Genomic DNA, 23,602 nt, shown 5'->3' with positions numbered 1-23,602 from the left:
GAGGAGCGTGCTCATGACGGTGGAAGTCAGCCGCACAAAGCTCGCGCAGGCCGCTCTCGACGCTTACATCTCTGCCGAGGGCGCGGGCCGGCGCTTGGAGGATGACGTACCCTCCTGCGCAATCATTGACCTGATCACCGATCTGCTCCTGCTGGCGCATCAGCGAAGCCGCGATCCGCTCTCCATTATTCGGAAGGCCGAAAAGCACCTGCTGGCCGAGGTTGCGGCGCGAGAGTGAACCCAGTTCGTATTAGGGTCTGGGCAAGAGGCTGGTGCTTATGGCTTCGGCCAATCGCTCGGCAGACGTACCGGGCGGAAAGAAGCCGAGATACTCGCCGTTGCGGCCGATTAGGTAGAAGAAGGCAGAGTGGTTGATGGTGTAGTCGGTCCTGTCGGCGCGCTCCACCTTTTCGAAATACACCCGATAAGACCGCGCAGCCGCCTGGACCGCCCTTTGGTCGCCAGTCAGGCCGACGAGGCGCGGGTGGAACATCGGCATATAATCCTTGAGATGTGCAGGCGTGTCACGCTCCGGATCGACGGTGATGAAGATCGGCTGCACCAGCTCTCCGGCCGGGCCCAGCCGGTCGACCGCCATGGCCATCTGCTGCAGATCGGTCGGGCAGATGTCAGGGCAGTACGTGAAGCCGAAATAGACCAGCATCAGCTTGCCACGGAAATCCGCGTCCGTGCGCGATCGGCCGTCCTGGTCGACAAGCGCGAAGGGCCCCCCGATCGGCTCGCGGTTCCACATCACCACGTCCATCAGCTCGGCGGCGGAGCGTTCGGGCGAACTGGCGAGCCCTGAGGTCTCCACCCCGAGAAGCAGGAGGGCCCCGAGCAGGATCCGCTTTCTCATGCGTTATAACCGCTACGCGCTGAAGACGAGCCGGCTGCCCGTCGAGGTCTGGATGACGTTGCTCGGCATCTGCATGCGTGCCTCAAGCAGGAAGTTGAGCCCGCTGCAATGCATCGGGACGACTACGTCGGGCTCCAGCTTCTTAATCTCGCCGACGACCTGCTTGAGGTAGTCGGCTGGCGCCGGCCCGAGATGAAAGCCGCCGACAATCGCGTGGACCTTCTGGACACCGGACACCTCTTGGGCCTGCCGCACGGAATTGACAATGCCGACATGGCCGCAGGACGAGATCACCACCAGGCCCTTGCCGCGGATGTTAAAGCAGGTGGCGTGCTCATGGACGTGCTCGTCCGGCACGGCCTTCCCCTGCAGCTCGGCCGCCGTGTAGTGGCCGTAATCGCAGCTGGCCGCCTGCGGCGTGTAATCGACGAAGCCGTTCGGCAGCACATGCTCGATGCTGCTGCGCTTGATCTTGCCAGTTGTGAAAGCATGACCGGCGATGACGGTCGGGGTTTCGCACAGCACGGTCGTCACCTTCTGCGCGTCGATGTCGCCGCGGCTCAGCGTGCCGCCTTCCCCGAGCTGCGCCGCGTCGGTGCGGCGGAGCCGGTGACAGAAATTGTCCTCACCCCCAGCATAGAGCTTGATGTCCGGAGGTAGAGCGCTGCGATATTTCTGCAGGAAGCCGATCAGGCCGCCGTAGTGGTCGATATGGCCGTGGCTGACGATCAGCGCCTGGATCCTGCTTGGGTCGACCTTCAGGAGGCCAATGTTATTGGCGAGCGCCTCGGCGGTGTAGCCGAAATCGAGCATGACGGCACGCTGCTCCTGCTCGCGCTGCGACTCAAGGAAGAGCGACAGCCCCCATTGGTTATGTAAAACATTGCGAGCGTCAGCGCTGCGCCCAGCCCCAGGCGCCTCGTGGACCACACCATTGACCGTACTGCCACGCAGGAACTGATCGTGCGCTTGGTCAATGAGGACGCGCATGGACAGCTTGTCGATCGTCGGAACCTCGATCGGTGCTGCCGAAGCGATCTCCACGCAGCTGAAACCGGCAACGCCCGCGCCAGCCATGGCTGCCGATGCCTTGAGGAAATCGCGACGGGGCATGAAGGTCGTCATGGGACCCTCCGAGTGTCTGACGGGGATGGGGCCGCCGACCATCCTAGAACTTACACCACTTCAAGCTCTCTTCCGACGTCATTCTCTCAAGAGCGGACCTTCCGCTTAGGGCCAGGATCGGTCAGGATCCTGCATCAGGATGCCCGAAAGCGGACGTGGGCGCGCCGAGGAATGGCCGGGGTATGCTGGGGAAATTTCAGCGCTTCGGTCCAGCTTGCCGAAAGGCAATCTGCTCATCGATGGTTTGGAATGCTTCCTCACGCCCCCAAATCTTTGAAAATAAAACCTGCCGTTTACGGCTCCATCCGCGGTTTCGGTTCGTTGATCAAGAAAGAGATTGCGTCGGGGGAGGGCTGCTGAAAACCGTAGGGGCATGCCATGCCAATTGTCGGTTATCCAGGCTGGCCGCCGGTCATCGATGCGAACACGCGAGAGCACGTCCGTTTCTCAATGTCGGATGGGCGAAGGCTTGTCCCCTGCCGCATATCCATCGGTACCCTGCGAGACTGCTTCGGCGACGAGAATTCCGAGCCAATCGACTTGTTCGAAAGTTGCCAAACCGAGATTGAGGACGCCGCCAGCAAAAAGTACGAAGCTGGCGGCGTTATCAACGGGATTATCGAGCTTGAAGAGCCTGATTTTACTTGATCATGATCAAAGCGTGCGGGTAATCAGCCATGGCTAGTCCACGACTTACCGGCCTCGAGTTCATTTGGTTCACCAAGTGCCAGATGCTGGCCTCGCACTACGAACAGCATTGGGGCATGCAGCTTGAGCCCGAGATTGTAACGCTGGTGGCTGGGATCGCCGCTGACGCGCGAACGAGCTTCACTGGGCCACAATCGCTGCGACGGGTTGCGGAGCGACTCGTTATAGCTGCAGGCGCGCTCACGTCGGCAAAGGATGACCAATTCATAAGTGCAAACAGGCGGCAGGAGATAGACCGCTGTGTCGTAGCCTTACGGACCATTGCAGAAAGGCTAGTCAGCGTCGCGGCTGCTGTAGAGACATGGAAGCATTCTTCAGGGCGTTCCCCGGAGGCTCATTCCTCTCAGCCAGCGTTGCCACCTGCGCTTTGATGACGAGCGGGGCTGCCGAGGCGACGGCCTCCCATGGCAAAATTGAAGCACACATAGTGGGGGGCTCTCCGCTACGAATCTTCTTACGCTGTCCTACATACGTCCGATGATCGTCTTCAAGCAGAACCCGCACAAGCTACAGGTCACACCTTCACGGACAGAGCTGGGCCGTTTCGGTTGGTCGATCACGCGAGATGACGTGGTGGTACGCCAGTCGGCTCGGTCGTTTGGCTCGCATGGCGCCTCCGAGGCGGATGGCGATACGGCATTCCGCGAGGTCACAGCGCGCTGGCAGAACGCTCGTTAGGTGCTGCCTACGCACGCAGGCAGCGGGCCTGGACCGTCATAGTCATAGGGCTCGCGCGTGGCCGGGAAGAAGCTCGATTGCTTGCGCCGTCGCTTGAGACAGACGGACCTCGGTCAGCGTGACGTCCGCGCCCTCCTTCACAGCGTCCTTGACGATCTGCACCCCGCGATCAGGATCATCGGCGATGACCGCGTAGAACAGCGTGAACAGGCACTCCGGGGCGTTCTCGTCCGGGAGGGCGACCTTCACGATGAAGGCGGTCTGATTGGGCTCTATCATCGACGGAGCCTACACCCTACGGCGATTGCAACGAAGGGGTGTCTGGACCGGTAAGGCTAATGACAGCCACTTCGTAGTGGCGGCGACGTGCTCACGGTAACGGGCGATGACCTTCACGGGTGCCCTGTCGGCGCAGCACAGGTGTTCGCACTCACCGACGCCCCCGCCTCCGCTCTCCGGTTTCATCGCTCGCTCGACGGCCTCCATGGCGCTCTCATACGCCTTCTGCGATGCGGACGATCGGGCCGCTCGATCAGCTTGCTGCTCCGGCGGATCGCCCACTGGAAGTGCCCATCCGGCTTGGGAAGTGGCGAGACCTCGATGGAGTAGGGATGGGAGACTTTGTTGGCAGTCGGCACGCTATGCCAGGCACCACGCGATCACGCTACAGCCAAAGCGGCACCCTCAATCTCGCCGACAAACCCGGGATGTGCGCGCCCCCCGAGCGCCGCCTCATACGCCCGTGCCGCCGGCGTAAGCTTTGCGCCCAAGAGGCGAGCGCGGCCTCGAACCGCCCGCGTACGGCCCACGCCAAGCCGGACGCCCGAGCAAGCTCGCGCCCTCAATCGCCTCGCGCATAAGGCGCGCCGGACCCATTATCGCAGCCGCAGGCTGCGGCGCTTATTAGCCAGCCTGACCGGATGCTGCTTTAGGTTCCCTACCGAGAGGTGCTCCAAGCCCCTGCTTGCTGTTTGATTTCCGCGTCGCGCCGAGCCTGAGCCAGCGCATCTTGCAAATTCGTGTAGCGAAAATCGCGATATCGAAAATAATCGGCCGGCACTCGAACAATTCCGAGTCTCGCCATTTCCTGCTCAGCCGCTAGATCGAGCCTCTGTCGCTGCACTTCATTTTCCGGAATCGACATTTTGTAATCTTCCATATCCTAAGAAATGCTAGTCATCGATGCAGAAGCGAGATAGCACTCGGCCTGTAGCTTTGAAACGCCGGACACATTCCTGCTCCACCGCCTTACCCGAGCATCGCAGTTAGGAACGCCTTGTCCCGCCGTATGTGAGAGTGGGGGAGAGCCCAAGTATTGCAAAACCAGGCGGTAGGCCTGGACTCGATTAAGGAAATTAGAGGTCCCCGGCCTGGCTCAGACGATGCCGTAATCGTGCTTCCTCGATTCCAGATCATAACCCGCAGATGCGAGCGCAGCTTTCTCCCGCCCGAACCGGGATATCAGCATCTTCGCGCGGTCCCCGGAGATGTGATGCTCAGCGATCAAGCCGCCAATGATGCTATTGAGCTCTTCGACGGTGCATGGCTGTTTGCGAAGTTCGCGTAACAGAGTGTCTGCACGCCCCATCTCCACGAGATCGTGTTTGATTTGGATCGTCGACGGGAGGCGCTGTTTTCGTCCGAAGCGCGTGCGATCAGCCATGGTCAAGCTCCTATGATGCGCCATAGGCGAGGAAAATCCAACAAATTCAGCAACTCTCGCCGCCGTTCCCGCATGTCTATCAGACAATTTTTCGAAAATAATATAGTTCCAAAATAAATAGCGAGATTTCGGTTTGCCGATTTTTTTCGGTTCGGCATACGGTTTTCCAGCGTCGCCCATGAGCTGCCGTGGAAGCCGATTCAGAAACTTCTCAAGCTGCTGTCCTAATTTTAACTTGCGGTCCTGGATCGGGCCGCCTCACGTCGCCGCGGGCGACATCGAAGGGACTGTGCGCAAGTAGTTTGATGCTCGGAAAGGGGGGCGCGCTCAGCTGCCCCGGCTCGAAAAATCTACGGCGACGCTGAAACGCGCCACGGCGGGGCCCAGTTTTTAATCTATGTCAGACACCCGCCCCCTCGCCGTCTGGGGCTTGCGGCACTACTCAGGCTCTTTAGACGAGGCGGCGCTCCTGAAGCACAACGTGTTGGCGCTCTGGTCCCAAGCCGGCATCCCGGCTGAATTCCTACACGAACTGCGGACGGTCGAAGGCGCGGAGACGGGCCAATGAACCCAATCGACCTCGACCGGTTCGCGAAGTGCCCCGCTTTGGCCGAGCGCGGCGCCACGACCGGTGAGCGTGCCGCCGCCCACGTGGCTGCGGAGCGCATCGCAGCCTCCGCTAGCCTCACGCTGGCCGACGCGAGGGCAAGGCTCCGACCTGTCTGACCGTCGGTTGGCGCAGTGCCGCCGCATGCTCGCGGACCCTACGCCTGGGCTCAGCCGAAGGAATCGATAAAGCCCATCACCGCCGAGGAGTTGCTGCGCCAGTAGGTCGAGACCGAGGCGTGGCGGAAGCAGGCAGCCGCCGCTGCCGATGGCCGGCCGAGGCGGGAATCGGCCGAGCAGGAGGGTTACGAGGCGCAGCAGCGTGCCACGCAGGCCGAGCGCGACCGGGAGTGGGTCCGATCACGCGTCAAGTAGCAAGGATGTACGTTATTCTTTCAACGGCAAACAAGTCCGCACATCACAAGGCCTTCAATCCGATGAGCTTTCTTCCCATGTTGTATAAGCGTTTATCATCCTCATGGGCGCACCTCGAAAGATTTGACAATTTATGGCTATCTCGCTGACCCAGCTTATAGGCCTCAACCACGGATCCGATGTATTTCGCGCTTTCCCTGCTAAAGGCGTTTCTCAGTTCTTCACGACCTTTGACATCCTCGCCTGTGTTTAAGCTCCAATCCAGATCCTCTTTAACTGATTTCCAGTTTGCAGACATTTCTTCCTCCCGTGCCCTCTGGTGGGGCTAACGTGAGGATACGCTCCTTTTCGGTTCCGTCGAGTCGACGGGTGCCGACCGCCGAGCAGCGGGGCCGGTGCGATGACTTCACCACATCTCCTCGTGGATGAGCGGCCGGGATTGGGATCGCAGCCGCCATCGGCGTAGACAACGGTTCGCATCAGGTCGTGATCCTTCGGGAACGCGTGGCTGCGCCTGCCAGTGGGGAGCAGGCGTGAAACGGGCAGGCGCCAGTGAGGTGCGGTGGGATCCCCTGTCCGCCCCGGTCTGCGCGACCGTGTTAGCCGCAGATTGAAAACGAACAGTTTACCGCGAAAGTCCGCGCGTGAAGAGCACCGCCCGGTCCCTGCGGCAATCCCCCAGGGCGTTCGGAAGGCTGCACGTTACTAGACTTGAACCAGCGCTCCGCGAGAACGCGGAGCGGGAAATATGCTCCTCCGCGCCAATCACGATATTAAGCGACTTCAGCCGCACGGGCCATCAGGGCGAGGCGTTCCTCGCGCTGTCGCTGTTTGGTAGCTCTGATGGCCGCTATGCGCTTACGCTTGTGCTCCTCGCTCTGAGCTACTCCCGTGCGTGCCGCTCGAATGGCCTCTTTGTGGGCCTCCGACAGCAGCTTGCCTCGCTTGGCGGCGCCAATCTTCGCCTCGCCGCACCGATTTCCCTTTCGTCCTTTGCAAGAGGGCTGCCGAACGCCCAACATGCAAATAATATTGACGAACCCGGTGTAGGTTCAGCAGTGTCTGCGAGAGACGCCGACGAGGCGGAATCTCTAAAGGAACTCACATGAAGAACTCTGAACAGTGGCTCAAGCTCGCCGTAAAAGTTGCGCAATCCTACGGCGACGGAACGCGGAGCCCACGAACGAACAACATCGACTGCAGCATCATGGCCCAATGCGTGAAGGTGCTGCTCGCCGGGCGGCCTCTCAGCCCCAAGCAGCGCGACAGCTTCGTAGAGAGCGTGCGTACGCGGGTAGGTGGGCAATACGTGACACGGGAGTTCCCACCGATGGCGATGCTCACCGCACGGCAGCGCCAAACAGCGCTGAAGAACGAGGGCAACATCCTGACAGACCTAATCGCCTCTTTCCCCCAGGCGTTTGACGCCGACGCTCTTGCACTTGGCGCTGGTCAATCAGTCACCCGCGGCATTACTGTTGGCATGTCATCAGCTCGTGACCATGACGTACACAGCTCGTATCCAATTCCTATCTCGCATGCTGTCAGCTTGTTGCCAACTTGTGGCGAATGGAGCGGAGATGTCAATGGCGTAAATAGTTTAGCGTCCTCTACGGAACGAAACACAACGGAACGGAACAACACAGAACGGATGACTGAGATGGACCTCCGGTCCACTCGTAGGTCGTTGGGTCTTGCTCCGCGTGTTCCAGTGGCTAGTCCTGCGGACGAGGTGGCGCTCGCCACGCCACCTGAACACCCTGGCTCGCCTGTCGGCTCGCCAGTGGTGTCTGTGCTTCGCTCCGCTGGGGAAGTGGCAGCCCACATGAGCTTCAGAGAGAGAATGATGGCGCTAGGCGTCGCGCCACCTAGGAGGCAAGGCAACGAAACCGCGGTAGGCGAGCGCCCGACCAGCAGTCGCGCCTACGGCGACCTCTCCGAAGCAGAGTTAGCGGAACTCGCCCGAGTAGCTCAGCAGGAGCTGCGAGGCCATGAAGCTTTAGACGAGAGCCCGAAAGAGTTTACTGGGGAGATCAAGCCGGGGCTTGAGGTAAGTGGCAGAATGCAGATTGAGGCCGCACTCTGGCTCAAGGATGAGAACCTTTCTGGCGAAATCACGATCAATGGCCAGAAATTTCAAGTGAACTTTGAAACGTACACCCGATGCGAAAGCAAGATGTATCTGGATAAGGAATATCATCCAGCGGAGCATGCTTGGCTGAGCAAGCACATGTGGGCATCTGTAGGGGCTCCATACCGCAGAAAAGCATCAGGCATCATCGGAAAATTGGAGCGGGATGAACGCTTCGCCGTAAGCGGGTTGTACAAAGACTGGGGCTGCAAAGGCTCGCCTATGCCGCGGATTATGGCTCGCACTTGTTGGGATAACGGAGAACTGAGCGCACTCGAGCTGCACAATGGCACCGGGATGGTGCTGCAGAAGATGAGGGTCAATCATCGACGCGGCGGGAAATCACCCGATTACAAGCACGCATAGATAACCTTGTTAACCCTCGGCCTGGCCATACCGATCTTCGGTTGAACGGCAGGATAGCGGCAGTACCGTCTCGGACATGAGAGCTGATCGAGCTCACATGTAAGGAGATGCAAATGTCCGTGCTCAAGACCCTCAAGCTCTCAAATGCAGCTCCAGCCATCTCGACCAACGATCCCCTGGGTCGAGCCCGTGAGAAGCTGCTGGGTCAGCTCGTCGAACAGAAGAGCATGGTGAATGCTACGCTCGAGGGGCGGCTGTACGACCCGCCGAAGGTGCCCGCGATCCGCAAGGATGCTGCAGGCGAGCGCGTGCGGGTCGAGGTGGCTCGTCGTGTGCGCAAGGGTTGGTTTCAGGATGAGGCCGGTACCGTACACTTCATCATGCGCGTCGGTGGCAAGCCGCTGGAACTACAGCCGGGCAAGGCTGCGATCAGTATCGGCAGCCTCGACAAGCTGCCCGCCACCATCGATACGCTGATTACCGCAGTGCGTGCGGGTGAGCTTGATCCGCAGATCAAAGAGTCAGCCGCCGCGCGCGGGCTGATGATGGCTGAGCGGCGAAAGAGGGCCGCCTGAGCGGCTGGCTATGTGAATGGCGTACAGTGGGCCGCCGTACGCCGGCGGCGGCCAAGCGTTTGCACTTGTTTGTACAGACAAACTTCTTTGCGGCGAGACGGCTAGCAAACCGCAATGCTTCTCGTGCAGCCACCAGCGGCTGCGCCGGGCACCGCCCAGCCTTTCACTCGCACGCGCAGCGCTGCGGCTCCTGCTGAGCCGCTTTGCCACACCTCAAGCGGAGAGCCACATGAGCCGCGAGACGATCAAAGACCGTGATCAGCGTACGCTCGGCTACATCATCACTGAGAACAGCGGGCGTCAGAAGGCGCTGAATGCCGCGCAGAGGACGCTCGGCTACTACTACCCGGGGCAGGACGTGACGAAGGACGCTGGTCAGCGGACGATCGCGCACGGGAACGTGCTGGCGTCGCTCATCTACGACGCAGACTGAGCGGCATCCTGAGAACTGATCGGGCAGCCCTAACCCTGCAAGCGTCAGCAAGGGTCCAGGATGCTCCAGGGCAAGCGACGCGACTTGCTGTGCCCCGGAAGTAATGCCCGCTCTCGGCCGCCGGCTCTGATGCCCGCAGGGTCAATCCCCAGGGAACGCCGGCGCGGAGAGCCTTCCTTTGGGCGCGAGCAGCTGAACATGGAAATGACCAGGCTGAAAGCCTAGCCATCGCCATAAGCAAAGGTTTTAGAAATCTAAAAAGTTTAGAAATCAAACTTTATCAGGCCACCCGTTTGCGCAGCCGTCCACGCAGCACAGGTAACCACGTCCAGTGCTTCACTTCGCCGTGGTCCAGCGACCAACCCTGCACTAACTTTGACCTTGGACCACCTCGTGGGGGCCGATCAGAACCACAGGACCTTCCTTTGCAAGGACCCCACCCATCGCACTCACCACCTTAAAGGGTGCTCGCCTGGTCGGCAGCACAACAGCGCCATGCTTAACGATTGCCGCTCGACCAAAGCGTCGTGCAGTTCACATCACGCACGACAAGTTTCTTGCTGCACTCATCTTCGACGCGAACTGATCAGAGCCCCCTACCCTCCTCCGCGTTCAGAACCGGAAATCTGCTGAAATTTTTGAGCGTATCTCCAAGAGCTTAGGCGCATGCTGGTGAGCGCCACGTGTCAGTGCGCAGGACCGGCTGGTTTCGCGATCTGCACATCGAGCCGTATCGCTAGGTTGTCAGCATGCTGCCCGACGTCCTGGTCTCGTTTCTCGCGGGCTGCGGCCAGGTATAGGCTTATTCTGAAACAGGGCTCACTGCCGGGGCACGATCATGGATACGGGTAGGACCACATCCATTTCTCATTCCCGTCAGTCCAGCAGCCTGCGACCACCGGGCCCGAAAGGCTGGCCGTTGCTCGGCAATATCCCGGCGATCCGTCGCGATCCGCTGGCCTTCTTCACCGATTGCGCGCACCGCTACGGGGATATCGTCGCCGTCAGGTTCGGTCCGAAAACCGCGCTGCTGCTCAGCGACCCGGCTGATATCGAGCGCGTCCTCCTCAGCGAGCACGCCGCCTTTCCGAAGGGCAGCTTCTTCTGGCGTCAGGTGAGAGCCGTCTTCGGCAATGACCTGCTCACTAGCTCCGGCTCGTTCTGGCAGCGGCAGCGCCGCCTCGCGGCGCCGGCCTTCGCAGGACAGAAGCATCGACTACTTGGCCAGCGGCACGAACAACGAGTCGATCACCTTGAGCTTCACCGGCACGTCCTGCCCGTCGAGGCGGACGCGCTCACCGCGGAGGCGATCCGAGCGGAGGCGCATGGGCGAACCGAAAGCGTGGAAATGCGGCTTGTCACATTGCTCGTGACCCATGTGCACGATGCGATCCGACGCCGTGCGGGGCAAACCGCGACAAGTCCACGCGGCCGCTAAGGGCAGGCTCCGCCGCAGCGAGCTTCTTTACGCCTTCAGGCAAGACCGGTCAGATTGACCACCTCGCAGTGACGAGCGTACGAGACGGGCTGCAGGGCCCCTGCCCTACCCCGAGCCGAGCGGACCTGCCACTGCTTAACGTGACAATGCCGCGATCGGACCTGTGGCGCGGTTCGCCGGCCCGGATCGGCTCGTGGCCTATCTCGGGCTGAACCCGAGCGTGCATCAGTCCGGCTCCGGCAAGCCGCGGCACGGGCGCATCACCAAGCAAGGCCGCACGCATGCGCGCTCCATGCTGGTCGAGGCCGCTTGGCAGGCCGTGCGGGGGCCCGGGCCGCTGCGCGCCTTCTTCCAGCGTGTCTCAGGCCGCCGAGGACCGCATATTGCCGCTGTGGCGGTCGCTCGTAAGCTCGCGGTGATCATCTGGCACCTGCTTACGCGCGGCGAGGACTACGCCTGGGTGCGCCCGGCCCTGCATGCCAAGAAGCTGCGGGAGCTGGAGCTGCGCTCGGGTGAGCCGGCACGTCGCGGTCAGCGGGGCGCGGCCTACACCTACAACCTGGCGCGCGTGCGCCAGGAGGAACGGCGACGTGTCGAGCAGGCGGAGGTCGCCTATCGGCGGATGATGGAGGGCCGGAGCCGACGGGGACGGAAGGTGCCCACGGGCGCCGCAAAGGAGAAGCGACTATGAGGACGGCGCGGCCGGGCTTGCACCTCGCACCCGGCTCTTCGTCACGTGGTCACCCGTGGGCGGCAGAAAAATAGCACGATCCGCGTTGAAAGGGGCTGTTCAACCTCATCCGTCGTGCGCGCCCGGTAAGGGGCGCAGGCTTGCACCCGGAAGCCCCAATGCTGGGAGAAGGCGTGCAAGCGCTGATGCAGGATGACCTCGCGGCTGACTAGGTCATGGTGCAGGACCAGGGCGCGCGTATAACCGGCGAGCGGTTGACGAGAGGACTGCACGGCTGCGGGCAATGAGGCTGGCACGGAATACGCTCGTCACTCAGTCAGACCGTCCGGCCACATCATGTCGCGTTCCCGGGCTCCAGACGTGCTCAAGATGATATTCTCCCGCACCCGCTCCTGCAGGCGTATGGTTACCGGCAGACGTGGGAGACGATACTGTGAACAGTCAGAACGCGATTGATGCCTTAGCGCTGCAGAATCAGCGCTTTAACGATCTCATCCGCCACATCGACGGCGGCATATGGTGGTCCTCTGACGCCGCCGCGAAGCTCGACGCGGCTGCGATATTCGCGCAGGTGGATCATATCCGCATCGCGCTCGATGAGATCACCCGGCTCGCCAAGCAGATCGCTGTCCAGCCCCGTTCACTGGCCTCGGATGGTCGGTGATCTCGGCATCAGGCTCTCGATGCGCAGCTTCAGCCGCGTGGCCCGGATAGCCTCCAAGGTCCGCCAAGAGGCATCCTTGGCTATAGCTTCGGCTTCGAGCTCCCTGAGTTGATCAATCAACTGCCCGTGCTCCCGAAGCCCAGGGAACTGAGACATGCGGGCGACCATTATGATCAGCTTCCGCATCACCGGGCACATCAGCGGTCGGCTGTGATCCACCATGTCAGCCGCCCCGGAGTTCGGCCATCGCCTCAGCCGCGCCCGGCGGTCTTCATGGCTCCTGAGACAGTGCCCTTGGTTGAGGGCGCCGCGGCGTTGGTCTTGGGCACCGGCTTCTTCGGCTTCTTGGTCTCGCGATTGCCGCGCTTCTTTTCGGTAGCCATGGTCTCGTTCCTGGGTGAGCTTTACAGGCTGGAAGGCGGTGCCTTCACAGATCAATTACCGGCTGGTCCTCAAGCGACTTGATCCAGGTCGCAACTGGGGTGCCCGGAGGCCCGAATTGCGCGACAAAGCGGCTGGTGGACCAGAGTTCGATGCGGTGCTCGTCGGTCAGTCCCAAGGCCAACCGCTTGGCGTCAGTGTCGTTGCGAGCCGTGATGGATCGGGACGTCAAAACGCCACCGTCCTTGGCGAACTCGTGGACCTGATAGATCCGTCTGGCGTGACGCGAACGCGGTCTGGCGGGGAATTTGAGAAGCTCTGCCATGAGTTCGCCTGTCCGTTGCAGGCGGGGGCACAGGCCCTCAGTCACCGGAGCCTGTTTTAGCCGATCCGGTGATGCCAGAACTCTGCGCTTCTGGAGACGACAAAGATAGTCCCGATAGTGTCAGAGCCTCGAAGACAGACACGGTGTGAAAGTCCCGCTTCCGTTCGGCGGAGCGGTCCGGGTTGCACGAGAGAGCGTTCCGGATAGCGTTGGCGACCGCCATCATGACGGCTCATCCGACCAAGCCTTGACCCTCGACTGAGCCGTGCGACTTCGGCACGTTCGCGCAAAGGGTCACTTCCGCACGCTGGGGTCGCAATTCGCCTGGGCACGTTGACGATCAGGAAGATCGCTCGATGCAGTGGTTCTGGCTCCTTGTGATCTTGGCTGTCGTCGGAGCCGGGGCGCTCGTCTTAGGAACGGGACTGATCGAGATCGGCGGCGTGACGCAGCCCTCGAACTGGCAAGCAAAGTGAGCACCCGACTGAGCGGCCAACCGAGGAGGATGCGGTGGCCTACGTGCTCACCATCATGCTGGCAGGATCCGGCTCGGCGATCGGATCGGTAGAATTCAACTGCAAGCAGGCGTGCGAAGCGGCGGCCAAGTCGATTGCAGAGGCTGGTCGACCCTTTGCTGGCGCCTCCGCAATCACCGTGTGCGTAGCGGAGGGGTAGGCTCGCACCGCATGCTCTCGCGGCGTTCGTGAAGGGTATGCTCAGATCTGAGCGGACCACTTTGGCCCTGAGGCCGTCCGCCGCATTTCGTTGCTTCGAAGCTGGGACCACATCCCAGTCCGCTCGTCCTGAGCCTTCGACATCGGCCGCGACGTGATCGCGGGTTCAACTCCATGGCTTCCATCAAAATTCGTGCGGCTGGTGACGGAACCTATGCGGTCTGTCGTAACGGAGCCGCCGTCGCCTCTGGCCTGACCCGAGCCCAGGCAGACCACTTGGTGGCGGTGCTCGGCTGGATCTCATAGGGCACCCAGAGTTCCTACTGCCGCCCGCACCAGATGCGCGAGCGGCGTCCGTGAGGGGCGGCGCGACCTCTTGTGTCTAATCAGCATACGGGGGGACATCCACGAGCGTACCGATCAGACGCAACAACGCCTGATGCTCCGGTCCTCCGGCGCTTCCTCGCAAGAACTCACCCAGCTCGATGTGAGACAGCCGACCGCCAGAGGGGCTATTCGGTTGGTGGATGACGAAGGCTCGGCCGTTCTCCGGCTCGCGTCCGAGATACCACGTGTCCCCATTCGGGCTTCGGTACAGTTCTCGCCGCTCGGTCATGAACGTGCACCTGCCTCTAATTGGCGCAAGGTACGCCAACGAGAAGGGTTGCGGGAGTGTCCGCGACCCGAATAACTGATATCGGGCGGGTGGCTCGGTTAAGGCAGCGCTTTTGGGGGCGACGATGACCGAGCTTGAGCGGGTTGAGCGCGAGATCGCCACGCTGCAGGAGAGCGTCCGGTCTTCGACGCACGCGCTTAGAGACCCGAACCTGTCCGCGGAAGGCGCTAACCGCGAACGAGCGAGCATCGAGCTCTATATGCGACACCTCGACGAGCTGCTCACGAAGCTCGACGATCTACAGCCCCTTGCGGACGACTAGGATCGAATGCGGCCTCGGACTTGCGCGTCGGCGTCCAAGCGCGGCACACCAGATCGCATGATCCGATCCGAGCTTGTCACCCGCATCGCGGAGCAGAACCCGCACCTCTTCGCGAAAGAGGTCGAGGCGGTGGTCAGCGCGATCCTCGACCGTATCGCGACGGCACTTGCCGAAGGCGACCGCGTCGAGCTGCGCGATTTTGGCACGTTCTGCGTGCGCGACCGCGAGGCCCGCACCGGCCGGAACCCGCGCACCGGCAAGGCCGTGTTGGTCCAGGCCAGGACGACGGTCCACTTCAAGCCGGGCAAGGCGATGCGGACGCGGCTCAACCTTGAGAAGGCCGACCCCGAGCAGGAGGCCGAGCAGATCCTGCGAGCGTCCTAATCTCGGTCCTACATGTCCGCGGTGCTGCCCTCACCTGAGTGTCAATCGGCGTTCTCAGGCGCCTGTGGCAAGCCCAGCCACTCCTTCACCTTCGCAGGCAGAGAGCTAGAGCGCTTCTTGACGGGTTTGTTTGGGCCGCGAGCCGCGTCTAGCCGGCTTGCCGCCTCTTCCAGGCCGAGCGCGTCCGCTTGCCGCCTGATGGCGAGCGCGCCTTCGAGAGCTTTGAGACCCTTGTCGGAGTTGAAGCAACCCGGAAACCGCGGGTGGCCGATTTCTGCGTCGATGTAACAGGCCCGCTCAAGCTCGACTTCGGACGTGTCCGCACAGGCCAGTCGGGTCACGAACGGCAGCAGGCGCTGCCGCTGCGCAGCCGTGGCCTCGTCGTTCAGCTGCATGGCGAGTTGGCAGATTGGCCGAGAGAAGCAGGCGGACATGGCGTTGACCGAACGCACCGGCCGGTACGGAAAGCCACACGCGACGGCCGCCGCCTCGTTAATGCAGGTGCCGCCCTCTGGTCCGGGAAAGGGATGCGAACCGCGCAGAAGCTTCCAGTTCAGGATGTGATCGAAGTCGCTCATGGTGGCCAACTCCGTAGCCGCCCTCGCACCGAGCCTCCACCCAGGCGGATACACCCTCAATAGACTGGCTTCGGAGCCCGCAGCGTCGCCCCGGAGGAGCGAGAGGCTGCGGTGCCGCAGCACTGCTCGCGCTTGCACGACGTGCGAAGGCTCTGGGACCCCAGCGCGGATCGTTCCCATAGCCCAGCAGTGTCCTGTGCTCGCGGCTCCCTTCAGTGGTCTAGCGCTGCCGGACTCGCCGGCGTATGAGACCCATATGGCCAAGCGCATTCAACAGTTCCCGCAGGCGCGAGGCTCGGTCCTTTTCGACGTCGTCTTCGAGGACGGCAGCCGCGCCTCGAACCGGCGCGTGCCGATGGAGATCCTGGGCAGCCTGGACGGCGACAAGCCAGCCCGTGATCTCATTGAGCAGCAGGAGGCCGAGATCGCGCAGAAGGCTGGCCGGCTACCGCGAGCGATCCAGAGCCTGATGCGAACCGCCAAGCCGGAGCCCAAGCTCGTCCGGGAGTGAGATGGCGCCCCGGACAGTCTGTAAAGGCCGCGCGACCGGCACTCGCGAAGGGCGGCGCGTGGTGGGCTCTTGCATACTGAAGGGCGCCTGCATCGGGCGTCGAGCGGTCCACCGTGGTAATCCTGAGCCTGATCTATCTCATCGCGGGTGTGATGCTCGCTCGCGCAAGGGCGGCGGTCTTCTCGATCAGAGCTCTATCCGCCGGATCGTGTAGGCCGCGGCGGTTCGAGCCGGTCCGGTCGGCCGAGGTCTCGGCGCATTGACTACGCTACGCCCGCGCCAGTCACACCTTCGACAGCGGCACCCCAGTTCACCTCGTTCAGGCCACGCTCGGCCACGCCTCGGTTGCGACCACCGGGCGTTACCTGCACGCGCGGCCCCGGAAGACTCGGCCTGCTACATAGGAGTGTAGTGGCCGGTGCGAGATCCAACCGTGTCATGCAGCGGGTGCTCACCCCTGCCTTCAACGCCTTGCGTCGGCGTGGTAAATTCTGTCTGGCCGTAGAAGCGGCCTTTCCAAAACATGAGATTGCGCGTTCTGCCAAAATTTTTATTTTGCAGTGCAATCAGCGGCTTATCATCTAAGTAGATCGTTTTCATCAGATCGCCGAAAATTAATCGGATCAAATCCGCATCTCAGATCTTGTTTATATGCCACGAAGCACGATCTAGATGCAGTGCAACAATCAGCAGAAATAGTCAGCGTAGCAAACTGAGAGATCGCTAGATTTTGCATAACAGATAACGCCTATCGAACTCAGGGCAGGAAATTACGATGACATTCAATCAGAACGCCGCTCAGAACAAGCACAACACTCAGTCTGACAAGACCGCTGACGCTCTGAAGGCTAACATCGACAACTCCGCCGAGCAGAGCGCACAGTTCGCCGATGCCGCTCGCGAGGGTGTAAACAAGATCGTCGATCTCAACGAGCGCGCCGCAGAGAACACCAAGCACATCGTGCAGAGAGGCGTCGAGACGGCTTCGCACCAAGCGCGCGAAGCCGCGGATCGCTTCAGCCGTACCCTCGGCTACACGGGCGAGGGCAGCGAGCGCTTGGCTCGGCAGTCCAAGCAGAACATGGAAGCGGTCGTTCGCTGCGGGACCGTGCTCACCCAGGCCTTCCAGGACACCTCACGGATCTGGCTTGAGCTGAGCCAGAAGCAGTGGCAGCGCAACCTCGACGGCCTGAATAAGCTAGCTCGCGCTAAATCGGTGCAGGAGTACTCCGCGATCCAGAGCGAACTCGTCCGTGAGGGGCTGCAGTCGATGGTTCAGGACGGCAAAGCCATCACCGAGACCTCGGCGCGCGCCATCGAAGAGGCCGGCAAGACCTTCTCCGGCATCGCGCAGCAGGGCTCAGCGAGCGCGCGCTGAAGCGCCTGACACCGAGGTCGAGGAGTAATCCTCGATCCCGCAATAAACCCGAGGGCGGTCGCTTCGGCCGCCCTTTTCGTTTGTCTCAGTCGCATCGGTTCTAGCGCGGTGTGGCACGGAGTGCGCGATGTACAACCCCTTTGCCGTTACCCTGCTCGCTCTTGAGGCGCAAAAGGTTGTGGAACTTCGGCTTGTGAAACTCGCCTGGGGCGGTGCCGAAGGACAGTTGGAGGCGCACCGGATGGTCAGTGAGAAGATCAGCGCTTTCGTCGAGGCCTCAGGCACCTTGATGACCGGAGGCTCTGCTAACGTGGTTATAGCCCGCTACCGGGAGCACGTCGCCGCCAACACGAAGCGCCTGACAGCAGCCTGAGCAGATGGCTCGGCGCGTGTGACCCGCTCCCCGCCCATGGAGCTGATCAGGCGCGCGGTGCGCTTCATCTCAGCCATTTCTTCTGAGGCCGATCCCGGAATGGTGACACACTGGGTCCCCGCCCTCGGTCCAGGATCTCCGTGAAGAGCACCTCCGTCAGGAGCTTGCCAGCTGGATCCGCGATCTCGAACGAGTAGCGGGCCGGGTTCTTCCGCTCGCGGGCCAAGTCGGCACTGATCTCCGGGATCGTAGCGCAAGCCTCAAGATAGGCGGCCACGATGCCAACACCTCCGATTCAGGAGCAGGTGATCCTAGTGCGCCTTGTTGAGGCGATCCGTCCGTAGATCGGCAGCGGTTCTCCGGGGGCCATCATCGAGGCGGCCAACACTGCACTATCGGTCTGGGAACGGTGGGATCCGGATGTTCGTGGTCCGCGCGTCGTACCGATCAATCAGGTCGACGGCTCGATGATCTTGGGCTATCGTTCAGTAGCTTGGCCGAGAAATTTTAAAGGAGGCAGCGGTCGCAAATTGGGTGCCTGAGCCTCATTTCTTTTAATCAGGTGATAGCGAGATTTGCGCGATGTCGAATTTGCCGTTTAATCTTCGCGGATAGCTCGTGACGCCGGCTTCCAGAGAAGCGATCTCAGAGGCAAATGCTCAAACCGTTCGCGACGAAATAGAAGCCGATCGGGTTGATTTTGACGGCCGGACCGTGCGCCTCAAGACGTTACGGACGGCGCGGGATACGAAGCTAAAGATCGAACAGCTGGCTCGCCGGATAAGGATCCGTCCTGACCCTCGGAGAACCTGATGTGGTGAACCGAGTTACGTGCAACGCCGCTAGGACCCTGAGGAGGAACGCCATGCTAAGTCCGGTCAAGGCTCTGCAGGAGCTGCGCGATGAGATGGTGATGAGGCGCCGCAGGCTCGTGGATCAGCAAGAGAGCATTCAGAATGTACAGGCTGAGATCGAGGCGATAGATCGAGCTGTCGCGGACGAGGAATCCATGCAGGGCAGCGCCGACACGAAATCCTACTTGGCTGATGCGAAGCGGTGACTTCAGAGCCAGGATACATGGCGCCTCGACACCCACACCCCGGCAGCTATCCTGCCGGGATGCGCGACACGCGCGAAAACTGATTGGTAGGGCGCGATGGCCGAGTTTCAGAAGCAGGTCAGCGAATCGCGCCCATTCATCGGTAAGCGCTTTCACTTCGAGCCCCAGCGGGACATCACGGCCTACGAGCTTGCTCAGATCCTGAAGCTGGTATCCGAGCAGACCGGCGGCACATCGCTCTCCAACGCCCTCGATCTGCCGGCCGGCGTCAAAGCCGCCATTGCGCGCCACTTCCGCGTCGTAGAGCACTGACCGCCGGGCGCGCCTACACCGTCGCCATCTGCGCGTTCCAGAGCGCCAGCGCTTACAGCTCGTCCGCCTGCGTAGAGAACGCCTCTGCGTGCTCCCGCGGCGTCTGGCTGCCAGTGATGCGGCGTGACCGTCGAAAGGCTGCCGAGGTGAAGCGGGCGATCCAAGCCGATGAGCCCAGGCCGGATCTCCGCACGCGCGGCGTGCAATGATCCAATTGCGCCGACGTGGCTGCCGACCTCAAGTGCGTCGGCATCAGCCGACCGGCTCAACACCCGCGTCTCGGCGGCCGTCCTGCATCATTTGCATCTGAGGCTTAAGAGCCTAAGCTAGTAGCCGGGGCAGATTCTCGGGCGGTCAGCCTGTTGCGGCGTTTCTGACGAGGTCCGGTAGGTGCGGGATCGGGTCACCGTCCGGGATCCCGAGGCGGTCGCCGAGGTAGCGGAAGAACGAGACGCCGAGCTTGGCGCAGGTCTTCATCAGGCCGAGCATGACGTCGCGGGCGGTGCGGCCGGCCTCGCTCTTCGTTCCGCCGGAGATCTTCCGCTTGATCACGCAAGCGCGGATGTCGTTCTCCGAGCCGTTGGTGTGGAGCGGGATCTCGGGCCGCTCCAGCACGCGCAGCAAGGCGGCCTTGTGCTGGTGCAGGCGGGCGAGCAGCCGGTCGTGTCAGTGGGCGTTGAATACTCCCTGATTGTGGGGACCGAAAATTCCCTGGTTGGTGCCCTGGCCTGAGTGCGCGGCGGGCACCCCGCGTCCCCGGGCTTATCCATCCTCCGCCATCATGCCCGCCGATGCGTATCGGCCGGGAGCGACGAGGATGGTCCTGCTGGGAGAACTCCTCATGATCCTCGACCTGCACCGCCAGGGTCTGTCGATCACCGCCATCGCCCGCCGGACCGGGCGCGATCCAAAGACCGTCCGCAAGTACATCGCGCGCGGCCTCGAACCGCCCGCCTACGGTCCACGCCAAGCCGGACGCCCGAGCAAGCTCGCCCCCTACCTCGTCTATCTGCGCGAGCGCGTCGCCGCCTTTCCTGATCTCAGCGCCGTGCGCCTGACCCGCGAGCTGCGGGAGCGCGGCTATACGGGGGACTACACCGCCGTAAAGCGGTTCGTGGCCGCGATCCGGCCGCCCGAGGCCCAGCCCTACGAGGTTCGCTTCGAGACGCCCGCCGGCCAGCAGGCGCAGGTCGACTTCGCCCGCTTCGAGGTCTCCTTCACGGACACACCGGGCGCGACCTGCATCGTCTGGCTGTTCTCGCTCGTGCTCGGCCATTCCCGGCATATCGAGGCACGCTTTGTCCTGCATCAGGACCTGCAGACCCTGCTGCGCTGTCACATCCAGGCGTTTGCCGCGATGGGCGGCGTGCCGATCGAGATCCTCTACGACCGCATGAAGACCGCGGTCACCGGCGAGGAAGCGGACGGCCACATCGTCTACAACCGATCCCTGCTGGCGCTGGCCAAACACTACGGCTTCCTGCCGCGTGCCTGCCGCCCCTACAGGGCCAAAACCAAGGGTAAGGTCGAGCGGCCGTTCTCCTACATCCGCCAGGACTTCTTCCTGGCCCGCTCATTCCGCAACCTTGACGACCTGAACCTCCAGCTCAAGGTCTGGCTCGACACCGTCGCCAACGTTCGCCTGCACGGCACCACGCAGCGGATCGTCTCGGAGGCCTTCGCCGCCGAGAAGCCCGAGTTGCAGCCGCTGCCGGCCGTGCCCTTCAATGCCCTGCTCAAGCTGGAACGGCGCGTCAGCCATGACGGCCTCGTCTCGATCGGCGGCAACTACTACAGCGTGCCGGACCGGACGCGGCGGGTCGTCGAGGTGCACCAGCTGCCCGACACGATCCGTATCCTCGACGGCGGCCGGCTCGTGGCGAGCCACCCGATCCTGGAGGGCCGGCGACAGTACCGCGTCGATCCCGACCATCGACAAGGCGCGGCCGCTCGGGCCATGCGGCACGGCCATCCCGACAGCCTGACGATCGGTTGCCGGGGCGATCACGTCGCCCGGCGCTCGCTGTCGGTCTACCAGGCCGTCGGCGAGCGGCTCGCCGCCGGGATCGAGGGCCGGTCATGACCCGCGCCGCCCCCTCCCATGCCACCACGACCCTGGACAGCATCAAGCGCAGCTTGGTCGGCCTGCGCATGCCGCGCGCCCTGGAAGTCCTCGACGCCGCGATCCGGCGCATCGAACAGGGTGAGATCGACGGCATCTCTGCCCTCGACGAGATCCTGACCGAAGAACTGACGTTGCGCGAGAACCGCCGGGTGAAGACCGCCCTGCTCGTGGCACGCCTGACCACGATCAAGACGCTGTCGGGCTTCGACTTCGCTTTCCAGCCCTCCCTCGACCGGGAGCGGATCATGGCGCTGGCGGAACTGACCTTCATCGATCGGGCCGAGGTCGTCCATCTCCTCGGCCCGCCCGGCACCGGCAAGAGCCATCTCGCCACGGCGCTTGCCGTCGAGGCGGTAAAGGCCGGGCGCAGCGTCGTGTTCTCGACGCTGGCTGATCTGATCGCTTCGCTGGCCAAAGCTGAGCGCGACGGCGCGTTGCGCGAGCGGATCCGCTACCTCAGTCGGGCCTCCCTCTTGGTGGTGGACGAGATCGGGTACCTTCCCGTCGTTCCGGGTGGGGGCAACCTGTTCTTCCAGCTCGTCAACGCGCGCTACGAGAAGGGCGCGATGATCCTGACCTCGAACCGCGGCTTTGCCGAATGGGGAGAGGTATTTGGCGATCCCGTGGTGGCCACGGCTCTGCTGGACCGCCTGCTTCATCACGCCGTCGTCGTTCAGATCGAAGGAGCGAGCTACCGGCTGCGCCAGCATGGCGAACTTGTGCCCGAGCACGTCCGCTCGAAGGCACTCATCACCCCACCGCCCCCTCCACGCCGCCGTGGCCGGCCACCAAAGAGCGCGACCCTCGATCACAGCGCCGGCTGATCACCGTCGACCACCAAACCCGCCGATCAGGGAATTTTCGATGCCCATAATTGCGGAGACTTCGGTGCCCGTTGACAGGTCGAGCATCACCATGCCGGTCGCGCGTGTGAAGATCCGCTCGAAGCGGGCACGCAGGGCGCGGGCTCGTCTGGGGCAAGGGGCGCGAGCCCAGGCCTTCAGGTCGGCATAGAACCACCAGATCAGGGTGCGGGTGAGCGCGATAGCTTTGCGCTGAGCCGCGGTCGTCGGGATCAGCGTGTGGACGAGGCGCTCGGCATGAACCCAGCATAGCGCGTGCAGGCCGACCCGGAACTGACCGGCCCCGTCGGAGACCACGACCGTGTCGGGCATCAGGCCGTGATGCCGGATCGCCCCCCACAGCGCGCCTTCGGTGGCGATCTGCACGGGGTTGGGCGTGACCGCGCGCGCATCGAAGCCGAGGGCGGTGAGATGCGCCTGCCAGGCCGGGGTATCGGCAAAGACCTTGACCGGGTGGGCGGCGAGCGCCGCCAGGAAGGGACCGGCGAGCGCGCGGGTGTGCATGTAGGCCAGCGCCGCGTCGTTGACGACGAAGTCGCCGTGGCCAGCCCGCAGCAGCGCGAGGACGTTCAGGCGGGACTTGGACGCGGTGGTGCGGAAGGCGGTGAAGCGTGCATCGCCGATCTGCGTGGTCACGCCGTCAGTCCGCGCATGCCGGGCGGCGGTGTCGTCGACGCTGATCCAGGCCGCGCTCGCGAGACCGGCGCGCAGCACCGCCTGCTCCTCGGCGACAAAGGGATCGAGCCGGCCGCTCAGGAGGCGAACCACCTGACGCTTGGAGATCATCAGGCCGAGCCCAGAGAGCATCGCCGTCAAGCGCTCGCTCGTGACCTGCCCCTGGACATGAGCCGCCAGGAGGAAGCGGCGCAGATGCGGCCCGAACCCGCCGACGATCCCGGGCGGCAGCGCGGCCACGACCCTCGCCCCCGACGGCGTGGACCAGCGCTCGCGCCGGTAGCGGATCACGACCGCCTCCAGCACGAGGTCGCGCACCACGACATCCTCAAAGCCCTTGAAGCGCGAGCCCGCCGGAACGGCAGCCTTGAGCACCACCTCGCGCGTGATCACGCGCCGCTCGTGCACGGGCCCACGCCGCCGCTGGCCCGGTTTGGCCTGCGCCCGCTCGCTTGCCTTCTCCATCCCGGACGGGGTTGGCCGCGTCGGCGGGCGCGGTGGCAAGCCCTTCAGCCGCGCGACCTCGTCGCGCAAAGCCCGGTTCTCGTCCGTCAAGGCGCGGACCTGACCGATCAGGGCGTCGACCAGCCCGCGAAGTTCGCTCAGCGAGAGGGCATCCAGGCCATCGGGATCCGGCAGCGCCATGCCGGGTGTTGAATCACGCCACGGCCAAACCGCAAAACGCCACCGCCCGGATATCTGCCCCGGTTACC

29 protein-coding genes and 4 pseudogenes are annotated in these 23,602 nt (G+C 62.9%); 20 read left to right on the top strand and 13 right to left on the bottom strand.

The features are described from left to right. Positions 1-13 precede the first annotated feature (13 nt). Positions 14-238, top strand: coding sequence for a hypothetical protein (locus tag ACYCO6_RS08905; RefSeq protein ID WP_459771178.1), 225 nt, complete (start codon positions 14-16; stop codon positions 236-238). A gap of 12 nt (positions 239-250) precedes the next feature. Here ACYCO6_RS08905 and ACYCO6_RS08900 read toward each other — a convergent pair whose 3' ends face one another. Next, the gene (locus ACYCO6_RS08900; RefSeq protein ID WP_459771176.1) at positions 251-766 is read right to left on the bottom strand and encodes an SCO family protein; all 516 of its coding nucleotides are present in this window, start codon (positions 764-766) and stop codon (positions 251-253) included. 105 nt (positions 767-871) lie between these two features. Beyond that, positions 872-1,984: an MBL fold metallo-hydrolase gene (locus tag ACYCO6_RS08895; RefSeq protein ID WP_459771174.1), complete on the bottom strand. Its 1,113-nt coding sequence runs from the start codon at positions 1,982-1,984 to the stop codon at positions 872-874. A gap of 378 nt (positions 1,985-2,362) precedes the next feature. Between ACYCO6_RS08895 and ACYCO6_RS08890 the strand changes: the two genes are divergently transcribed. Continuing rightward, positions 2,363-2,632 (top strand): DUF1488 family protein, encoded by a 270-nt coding sequence (locus tag ACYCO6_RS08890; protein ID WP_459771172.1) that lies wholly within the window; start codon positions 2,363-2,365, stop codon positions 2,630-2,632. 780 nt (positions 2,633-3,412) lie between these two features. Here ACYCO6_RS08890 and ACYCO6_RS08885 read toward each other — a convergent pair. The 3 genes from ACYCO6_RS08885 to ACYCO6_RS08875 all read right to left on the bottom strand — a co-directional run bounded on the left by ACYCO6_RS08885 (position 3,413) and on the right by ACYCO6_RS08875 (position 5,213). Further along, complete coding sequence (locus ACYCO6_RS08885; RefSeq protein WP_459771170.1) at positions 3,413-3,649, bottom strand: hypothetical protein; 237 nt, start codon at positions 3,647-3,649, stop codon at positions 3,413-3,415. 658 nt (positions 3,650-4,307) lie between these two features. Further along, positions 4,308-4,514, bottom strand: a complete 207-nt coding sequence (locus ACYCO6_RS08880; protein ID WP_459771168.1) for a hypothetical protein — start codon at positions 4,512-4,514, stop codon at positions 4,308-4,310. 231 nt (positions 4,515-4,745) lie between these two features. Further along, positions 4,746-5,213 (bottom strand): hypothetical protein, encoded by a 468-nt coding sequence (locus ACYCO6_RS08875; protein WP_459771166.1) that lies wholly within the window; start codon positions 5,211-5,213, stop codon positions 4,746-4,748. Positions 5,214-5,597: 384 nt separating this feature from the next. Here ACYCO6_RS08875 and ACYCO6_RS08870 point away from each other — a divergent pair, with 384 nt between their 5' ends. After that, positions 5,598-5,759 carry a hypothetical protein gene (locus tag ACYCO6_RS08870; protein WP_459771164.1) on the top strand — a complete coding sequence of 54 codons (162 nt, stop codon included), beginning with the start codon at positions 5,598-5,600 and terminating at the stop codon, positions 5,757-5,759. Between the two features lie 298 nt (positions 5,760-6,057). Here the strand turns inward: ACYCO6_RS08870 and ACYCO6_RS08865 are convergent, their stop codons facing one another. Continuing rightward, entirely contained in the window at positions 6,058-6,312 is a 255-nt protein-coding gene (locus ACYCO6_RS08865) for a hypothetical protein (RefSeq protein WP_459771162.1), read from the bottom strand. An 807-nt stretch (positions 6,313-7,119) separates the two neighbouring features. Here ACYCO6_RS08865 and ACYCO6_RS08860 point away from each other — a divergent pair. The 6 genes and pseudogenes from ACYCO6_RS08860 to ACYCO6_RS08835 all read left to right on the top strand — a co-directional run bounded on the left by ACYCO6_RS08860 (position 7,120) and on the right by ACYCO6_RS08835 (position 12,312). Then, positions 7,120-8,511 carry a hypothetical protein gene (locus ACYCO6_RS08860; protein ID WP_459771159.1) on the top strand — a complete coding sequence of 464 codons (1,392 nt, stop codon included), beginning with the start codon at positions 7,120-7,122 and terminating at the stop codon, positions 8,509-8,511. Between the two features lie 113 nt (positions 8,512-8,624). Next, positions 8,625-9,086, top strand: a complete 462-nt coding sequence (locus ACYCO6_RS08855; protein ID WP_459771158.1) for a DUF6641 family protein — start codon at positions 8,625-8,627, stop codon at positions 9,084-9,086. 229 nt (positions 9,087-9,315) lie between these two features. Further along, complete coding sequence (locus ACYCO6_RS08850) at positions 9,316-9,519, top strand: hypothetical protein (RefSeq protein ID WP_459771156.1); 204 nt, start codon at positions 9,316-9,318, stop codon at positions 9,517-9,519. 838 nt (positions 9,520-10,357) lie between these two features. Continuing rightward, positions 10,358-10,681 (top strand): annotated as a pseudogene (locus ACYCO6_RS08845) (cytochrome P450); the annotation flags it as partial. A gap of 424 nt (positions 10,682-11,105) precedes the next feature. Continuing rightward, positions 11,106-11,648, top strand: a pseudogene (locus tag ACYCO6_RS08840) (transposase); the annotation flags it as partial. Positions 11,649-12,081: 433 nt separating this feature from the next. Continuing rightward, positions 12,082-12,312: a hypothetical protein gene (locus tag ACYCO6_RS08835; RefSeq protein WP_459771154.1), complete on the top strand. Its 231-nt coding sequence runs from the start codon at positions 12,082-12,084 to the stop codon at positions 12,310-12,312. A 251-nt stretch (positions 12,313-12,563) separates the two neighbouring features. On the opposite strand, the gene ACYCO6_RS08830 is transcribed toward ACYCO6_RS08835, so the two are convergent. Both ACYCO6_RS08830 and ACYCO6_RS08825 read right to left on the bottom strand, forming a co-directional pair. Further along, positions 12,564-12,695: a hypothetical protein gene (locus ACYCO6_RS08830; RefSeq protein ID WP_459771152.1), complete on the bottom strand. Its 132-nt coding sequence runs from the start codon at positions 12,693-12,695 to the stop codon at positions 12,564-12,566. Between the two features lie 44 nt (positions 12,696-12,739). Further along, entirely contained in the window at positions 12,740-13,018 is a 279-nt protein-coding gene (locus ACYCO6_RS08825) for a hypothetical protein (protein WP_459771149.1), read from the bottom strand. 510 nt (positions 13,019-13,528) lie between these two features. Between ACYCO6_RS08825 and ACYCO6_RS08820 the strand changes: the two genes are divergently transcribed. The 3 genes from ACYCO6_RS08820 (at position 13,529) to ihfB (ending at position 15,014) form a co-directional block, all read left to right on the top strand. Further along, positions 13,529-13,693, top strand: coding sequence for a hypothetical protein (locus ACYCO6_RS08820; RefSeq protein ID WP_459771147.1), 165 nt, complete (start codon positions 13,529-13,531; stop codon positions 13,691-13,693). Between the two features lie 739 nt (positions 13,694-14,432). Then, positions 14,433-14,630, top strand: coding sequence for a hypothetical protein (locus ACYCO6_RS08815; protein WP_459771145.1), 198 nt, complete (start codon positions 14,433-14,435; stop codon positions 14,628-14,630). A 57-nt stretch (positions 14,631-14,687) separates the two neighbouring features. Then, entirely contained in the window at positions 14,688-15,014 is a 327-nt protein-coding gene (gene ihfB / locus ACYCO6_RS08810; RefSeq protein WP_459771143.1) for an integration host factor subunit beta, read from the top strand. 41 nt (positions 15,015-15,055) lie between these two features. Here the strand turns inward: ihfB and ACYCO6_RS08805 are convergent, their stop codons facing one another. Beyond that, on the bottom strand, positions 15,056-15,592 hold the full coding sequence (locus ACYCO6_RS08805) for a hypothetical protein (RefSeq protein WP_459771141.1): 537 nt from the start codon (positions 15,590-15,592) through the stop codon (positions 15,056-15,058). Positions 15,593-15,848: 256 nt separating this feature from the next. Between ACYCO6_RS08805 and ACYCO6_RS08800 the strand changes: the two genes are divergently transcribed. Next, entirely contained in the window at positions 15,849-16,103 is a 255-nt protein-coding gene (locus ACYCO6_RS08800; protein WP_459771139.1) for a hypothetical protein, read from the top strand. 317 nt (positions 16,104-16,420) lie between these two features. Further along, positions 16,421-16,507: pseudogene (locus tag ACYCO6_RS08795) on the top strand (hypothetical protein); the annotation flags it as partial. On the opposite strand, the gene ACYCO6_RS08790 reads toward ACYCO6_RS08795, so the two are convergent. Beyond that, complete coding sequence (locus ACYCO6_RS08790) at positions 16,500-16,703, bottom strand: hypothetical protein (RefSeq protein WP_459771137.1); 204 nt, start codon at positions 16,701-16,703, stop codon at positions 16,500-16,502. The pseudogene ACYCO6_RS08795 and the gene ACYCO6_RS08790 sit on opposite strands and share 8 nt — an antisense overlap. 175 nt (positions 16,704-16,878) lie before the next feature. On the opposite strand from ACYCO6_RS08790, the gene ACYCO6_RS08785 reads away from it, so the two are divergent. Further along, the gene (locus tag ACYCO6_RS08785) at positions 16,879-17,481 is read left to right on the top strand and encodes a phasin family protein (protein WP_459771134.1); all 603 of its coding nucleotides are present in this window, start codon (positions 16,879-16,881) and stop codon (positions 17,479-17,481) included. A 127-nt stretch (positions 17,482-17,608) separates the two neighbouring features. Further along, complete coding sequence (locus ACYCO6_RS08780; protein WP_459771133.1) at positions 17,609-17,854, top strand: hypothetical protein; 246 nt, start codon at positions 17,609-17,611, stop codon at positions 17,852-17,854. Positions 17,855-17,918: 64 nt separating this feature from the next. On the opposite strand, the gene ACYCO6_RS08775 is transcribed toward ACYCO6_RS08780, so the two are convergent. Next, positions 17,919-18,131 (bottom strand): hypothetical protein, encoded by a 213-nt coding sequence (locus ACYCO6_RS08775; RefSeq protein WP_459771131.1) that lies wholly within the window; start codon positions 18,129-18,131, stop codon positions 17,919-17,921. Positions 18,132-18,719: 588 nt separating this feature from the next. Between ACYCO6_RS08775 and ACYCO6_RS08770 the strand changes: the two genes are divergently transcribed. Next, positions 18,720-18,914 (top strand): hypothetical protein, encoded by a 195-nt coding sequence (locus tag ACYCO6_RS08770; RefSeq protein ID WP_459771129.1) that lies wholly within the window; start codon positions 18,720-18,722, stop codon positions 18,912-18,914. 96 nt (positions 18,915-19,010) lie between these two features. Next, positions 19,011-19,226 (top strand): hypothetical protein, encoded by a 216-nt coding sequence (locus ACYCO6_RS08765; protein WP_459771127.1) that lies wholly within the window; start codon positions 19,011-19,013, stop codon positions 19,224-19,226. A gap of 354 nt (positions 19,227-19,580) precedes the next feature. On the opposite strand, the pseudogene ACYCO6_RS08760 reads toward ACYCO6_RS08765, so the two are convergent. Further along, a pseudogene (locus ACYCO6_RS08760) lies at positions 19,581-19,889 on the bottom strand (IS66 family transposase); the annotation flags it as partial. A gap of 154 nt (positions 19,890-20,043) precedes the next feature. Here ACYCO6_RS08760 and istA point away from each other — a divergent pair. After that, positions 20,044-21,309 (top strand): IS21 family transposase, encoded by a 1,266-nt coding sequence (istA, locus tag ACYCO6_RS08755; protein WP_459761958.1) that lies wholly within the window; start codon positions 20,044-20,046, stop codon positions 21,307-21,309. Beyond that, a complete protein-coding gene (istB, locus tag ACYCO6_RS08750; protein ID WP_459761956.1) occupies positions 21,306-22,175 on the top strand; it encodes an IS21-like element helper ATPase IstB in 870 nt (289 codons plus the stop codon). The genes istA and istB overlap by 4 nt, the downstream gene beginning before the upstream one ends. Here the strand turns inward: istB and ACYCO6_RS08745 are convergent, their stop codons facing one another. Further along, the gene (locus tag ACYCO6_RS08745) at positions 22,176-23,534 is read right to left on the bottom strand and encodes an IS66 family transposase (RefSeq protein ID WP_459771124.1); all 1,359 of its coding nucleotides are present in this window, start codon (positions 23,532-23,534) and stop codon (positions 22,176-22,178) included. Positions 23,535-23,602: the final 68 nt, after the last annotated feature.

It is taken from the genome of Methylobacterium sp. CM6257 (genome assembly GCF_054611515.1).
Note: the sequence above shows the minus strand (reverse complement) of the source record. Positions and strands in the feature narration are given on the sequence as shown.

Coding starts and splice junctions, on each gene's coding strand:
- ACYCO6_RS08905 (WP_459771178.1), top strand. CDS start 14: ATGACGGTGGAAGTCAGCCGCACAAAGCTCGCGCAGGCCGCTCTCGAC.
- ACYCO6_RS08900 (WP_459771176.1), bottom strand. CDS start 766: ATGGACGTGGTGATGTGGAACCGCGAGCCGATCGGGGGGCCCTTCGCG.
- ACYCO6_RS08895 (WP_459771174.1), bottom strand. CDS start 1,984: ATGACGACCTTCATGCCCCGTCGCGATTTCCTCAAGGCATCGGCAGCC.
- ACYCO6_RS08890 (WP_459771172.1), top strand. CDS start 2,363: ATGCCAATTGTCGGTTATCCAGGCTGGCCGCCGGTCATCGATGCGAAC.
- ACYCO6_RS08885 (WP_459771170.1), bottom strand. CDS start 3,649: ATGATAGAGCCCAATCAGACCGCCTTCATCGTGAAGGTCGCCCTCCCG.
- ACYCO6_RS08880 (WP_459771168.1), bottom strand. CDS start 4,514: ATGTCGATTCCGGAAAATGAAGTGCAGCGACAGAGGCTCGATCTAGCG.
- ACYCO6_RS08875 (WP_459771166.1), bottom strand. CDS start 5,213: ATGGGCGACGCTGGAAAACCGTATGCCGAACCGAAAAAAATCGGCAAA.
- ACYCO6_RS08870 (WP_459771164.1), top strand. CDS start 5,598: ATGAACCCAATCGACCTCGACCGGTTCGCGAAGTGCCCCGCTTTGGCC.
- ACYCO6_RS08865 (WP_459771162.1), bottom strand. CDS start 6,312: ATGTCTGCAAACTGGAAATCAGTTAAAGAGGATCTGGATTGGAGCTTA.
- ACYCO6_RS08860 (WP_459771159.1), top strand. CDS start 7,120: ATGAAGAACTCTGAACAGTGGCTCAAGCTCGCCGTAAAAGTTGCGCAA.
- ACYCO6_RS08855 (WP_459771158.1), top strand. CDS start 8,625: ATGTCCGTGCTCAAGACCCTCAAGCTCTCAAATGCAGCTCCAGCCATC.
- ACYCO6_RS08850 (WP_459771156.1), top strand. CDS start 9,316: ATGAGCCGCGAGACGATCAAAGACCGTGATCAGCGTACGCTCGGCTAC.
- ACYCO6_RS08830 (WP_459771152.1), bottom strand. CDS start 12,695: ATGGCTACCGAAAAGAAGCGCGGCAATCGCGAGACCAAGAAGCCGAAG.
- ACYCO6_RS08825 (WP_459771149.1), bottom strand. CDS start 13,018: ATGGCAGAGCTTCTCAAATTCCCCGCCAGACCGCGTTCGCGTCACGCC.
- ACYCO6_RS08815 (WP_459771145.1), top strand. CDS start 14,433: ATGACCGAGCTTGAGCGGGTTGAGCGCGAGATCGCCACGCTGCAGGAG.
- ihfB (WP_459771143.1), top strand. CDS start 14,688: ATGATCCGATCCGAGCTTGTCACCCGCATCGCGGAGCAGAACCCGCAC.
- ACYCO6_RS08805 (WP_459771141.1), bottom strand. CDS start 15,592: ATGAGCGACTTCGATCACATCCTGAACTGGAAGCTTCTGCGCGGTTCG.
- ACYCO6_RS08800 (WP_459771139.1), top strand. CDS start 15,849: ATGGCCAAGCGCATTCAACAGTTCCCGCAGGCGCGAGGCTCGGTCCTT.
- ACYCO6_RS08790 (WP_459771137.1), bottom strand. CDS start 16,703: ATGAAAACGATCTACTTAGATGATAAGCCGCTGATTGCACTGCAAAAT.
- ACYCO6_RS08785 (WP_459771134.1), top strand. CDS start 16,879: ATGACATTCAATCAGAACGCCGCTCAGAACAAGCACAACACTCAGTCT.
- ACYCO6_RS08780 (WP_459771133.1), top strand. CDS start 17,609: ATGTACAACCCCTTTGCCGTTACCCTGCTCGCTCTTGAGGCGCAAAAG.
- ACYCO6_RS08770 (WP_459771129.1), top strand. CDS start 18,720: ATGCTAAGTCCGGTCAAGGCTCTGCAGGAGCTGCGCGATGAGATGGTG.
- ACYCO6_RS08765 (WP_459771127.1), top strand. CDS start 19,011: ATGGCCGAGTTTCAGAAGCAGGTCAGCGAATCGCGCCCATTCATCGGT.
- istA (WP_459761958.1), top strand. CDS start 20,044: ATGGTCCTGCTGGGAGAACTCCTCATGATCCTCGACCTGCACCGCCAG.
- istB (WP_459761956.1), top strand. CDS start 21,306: ATGACCCGCGCCGCCCCCTCCCATGCCACCACGACCCTGGACAGCATC.
- ACYCO6_RS08745 (WP_459771124.1), bottom strand. CDS start 23,534: ATGGCGCTGCCGGATCCCGATGGCCTGGATGCCCTCTCGCTGAGCGAA.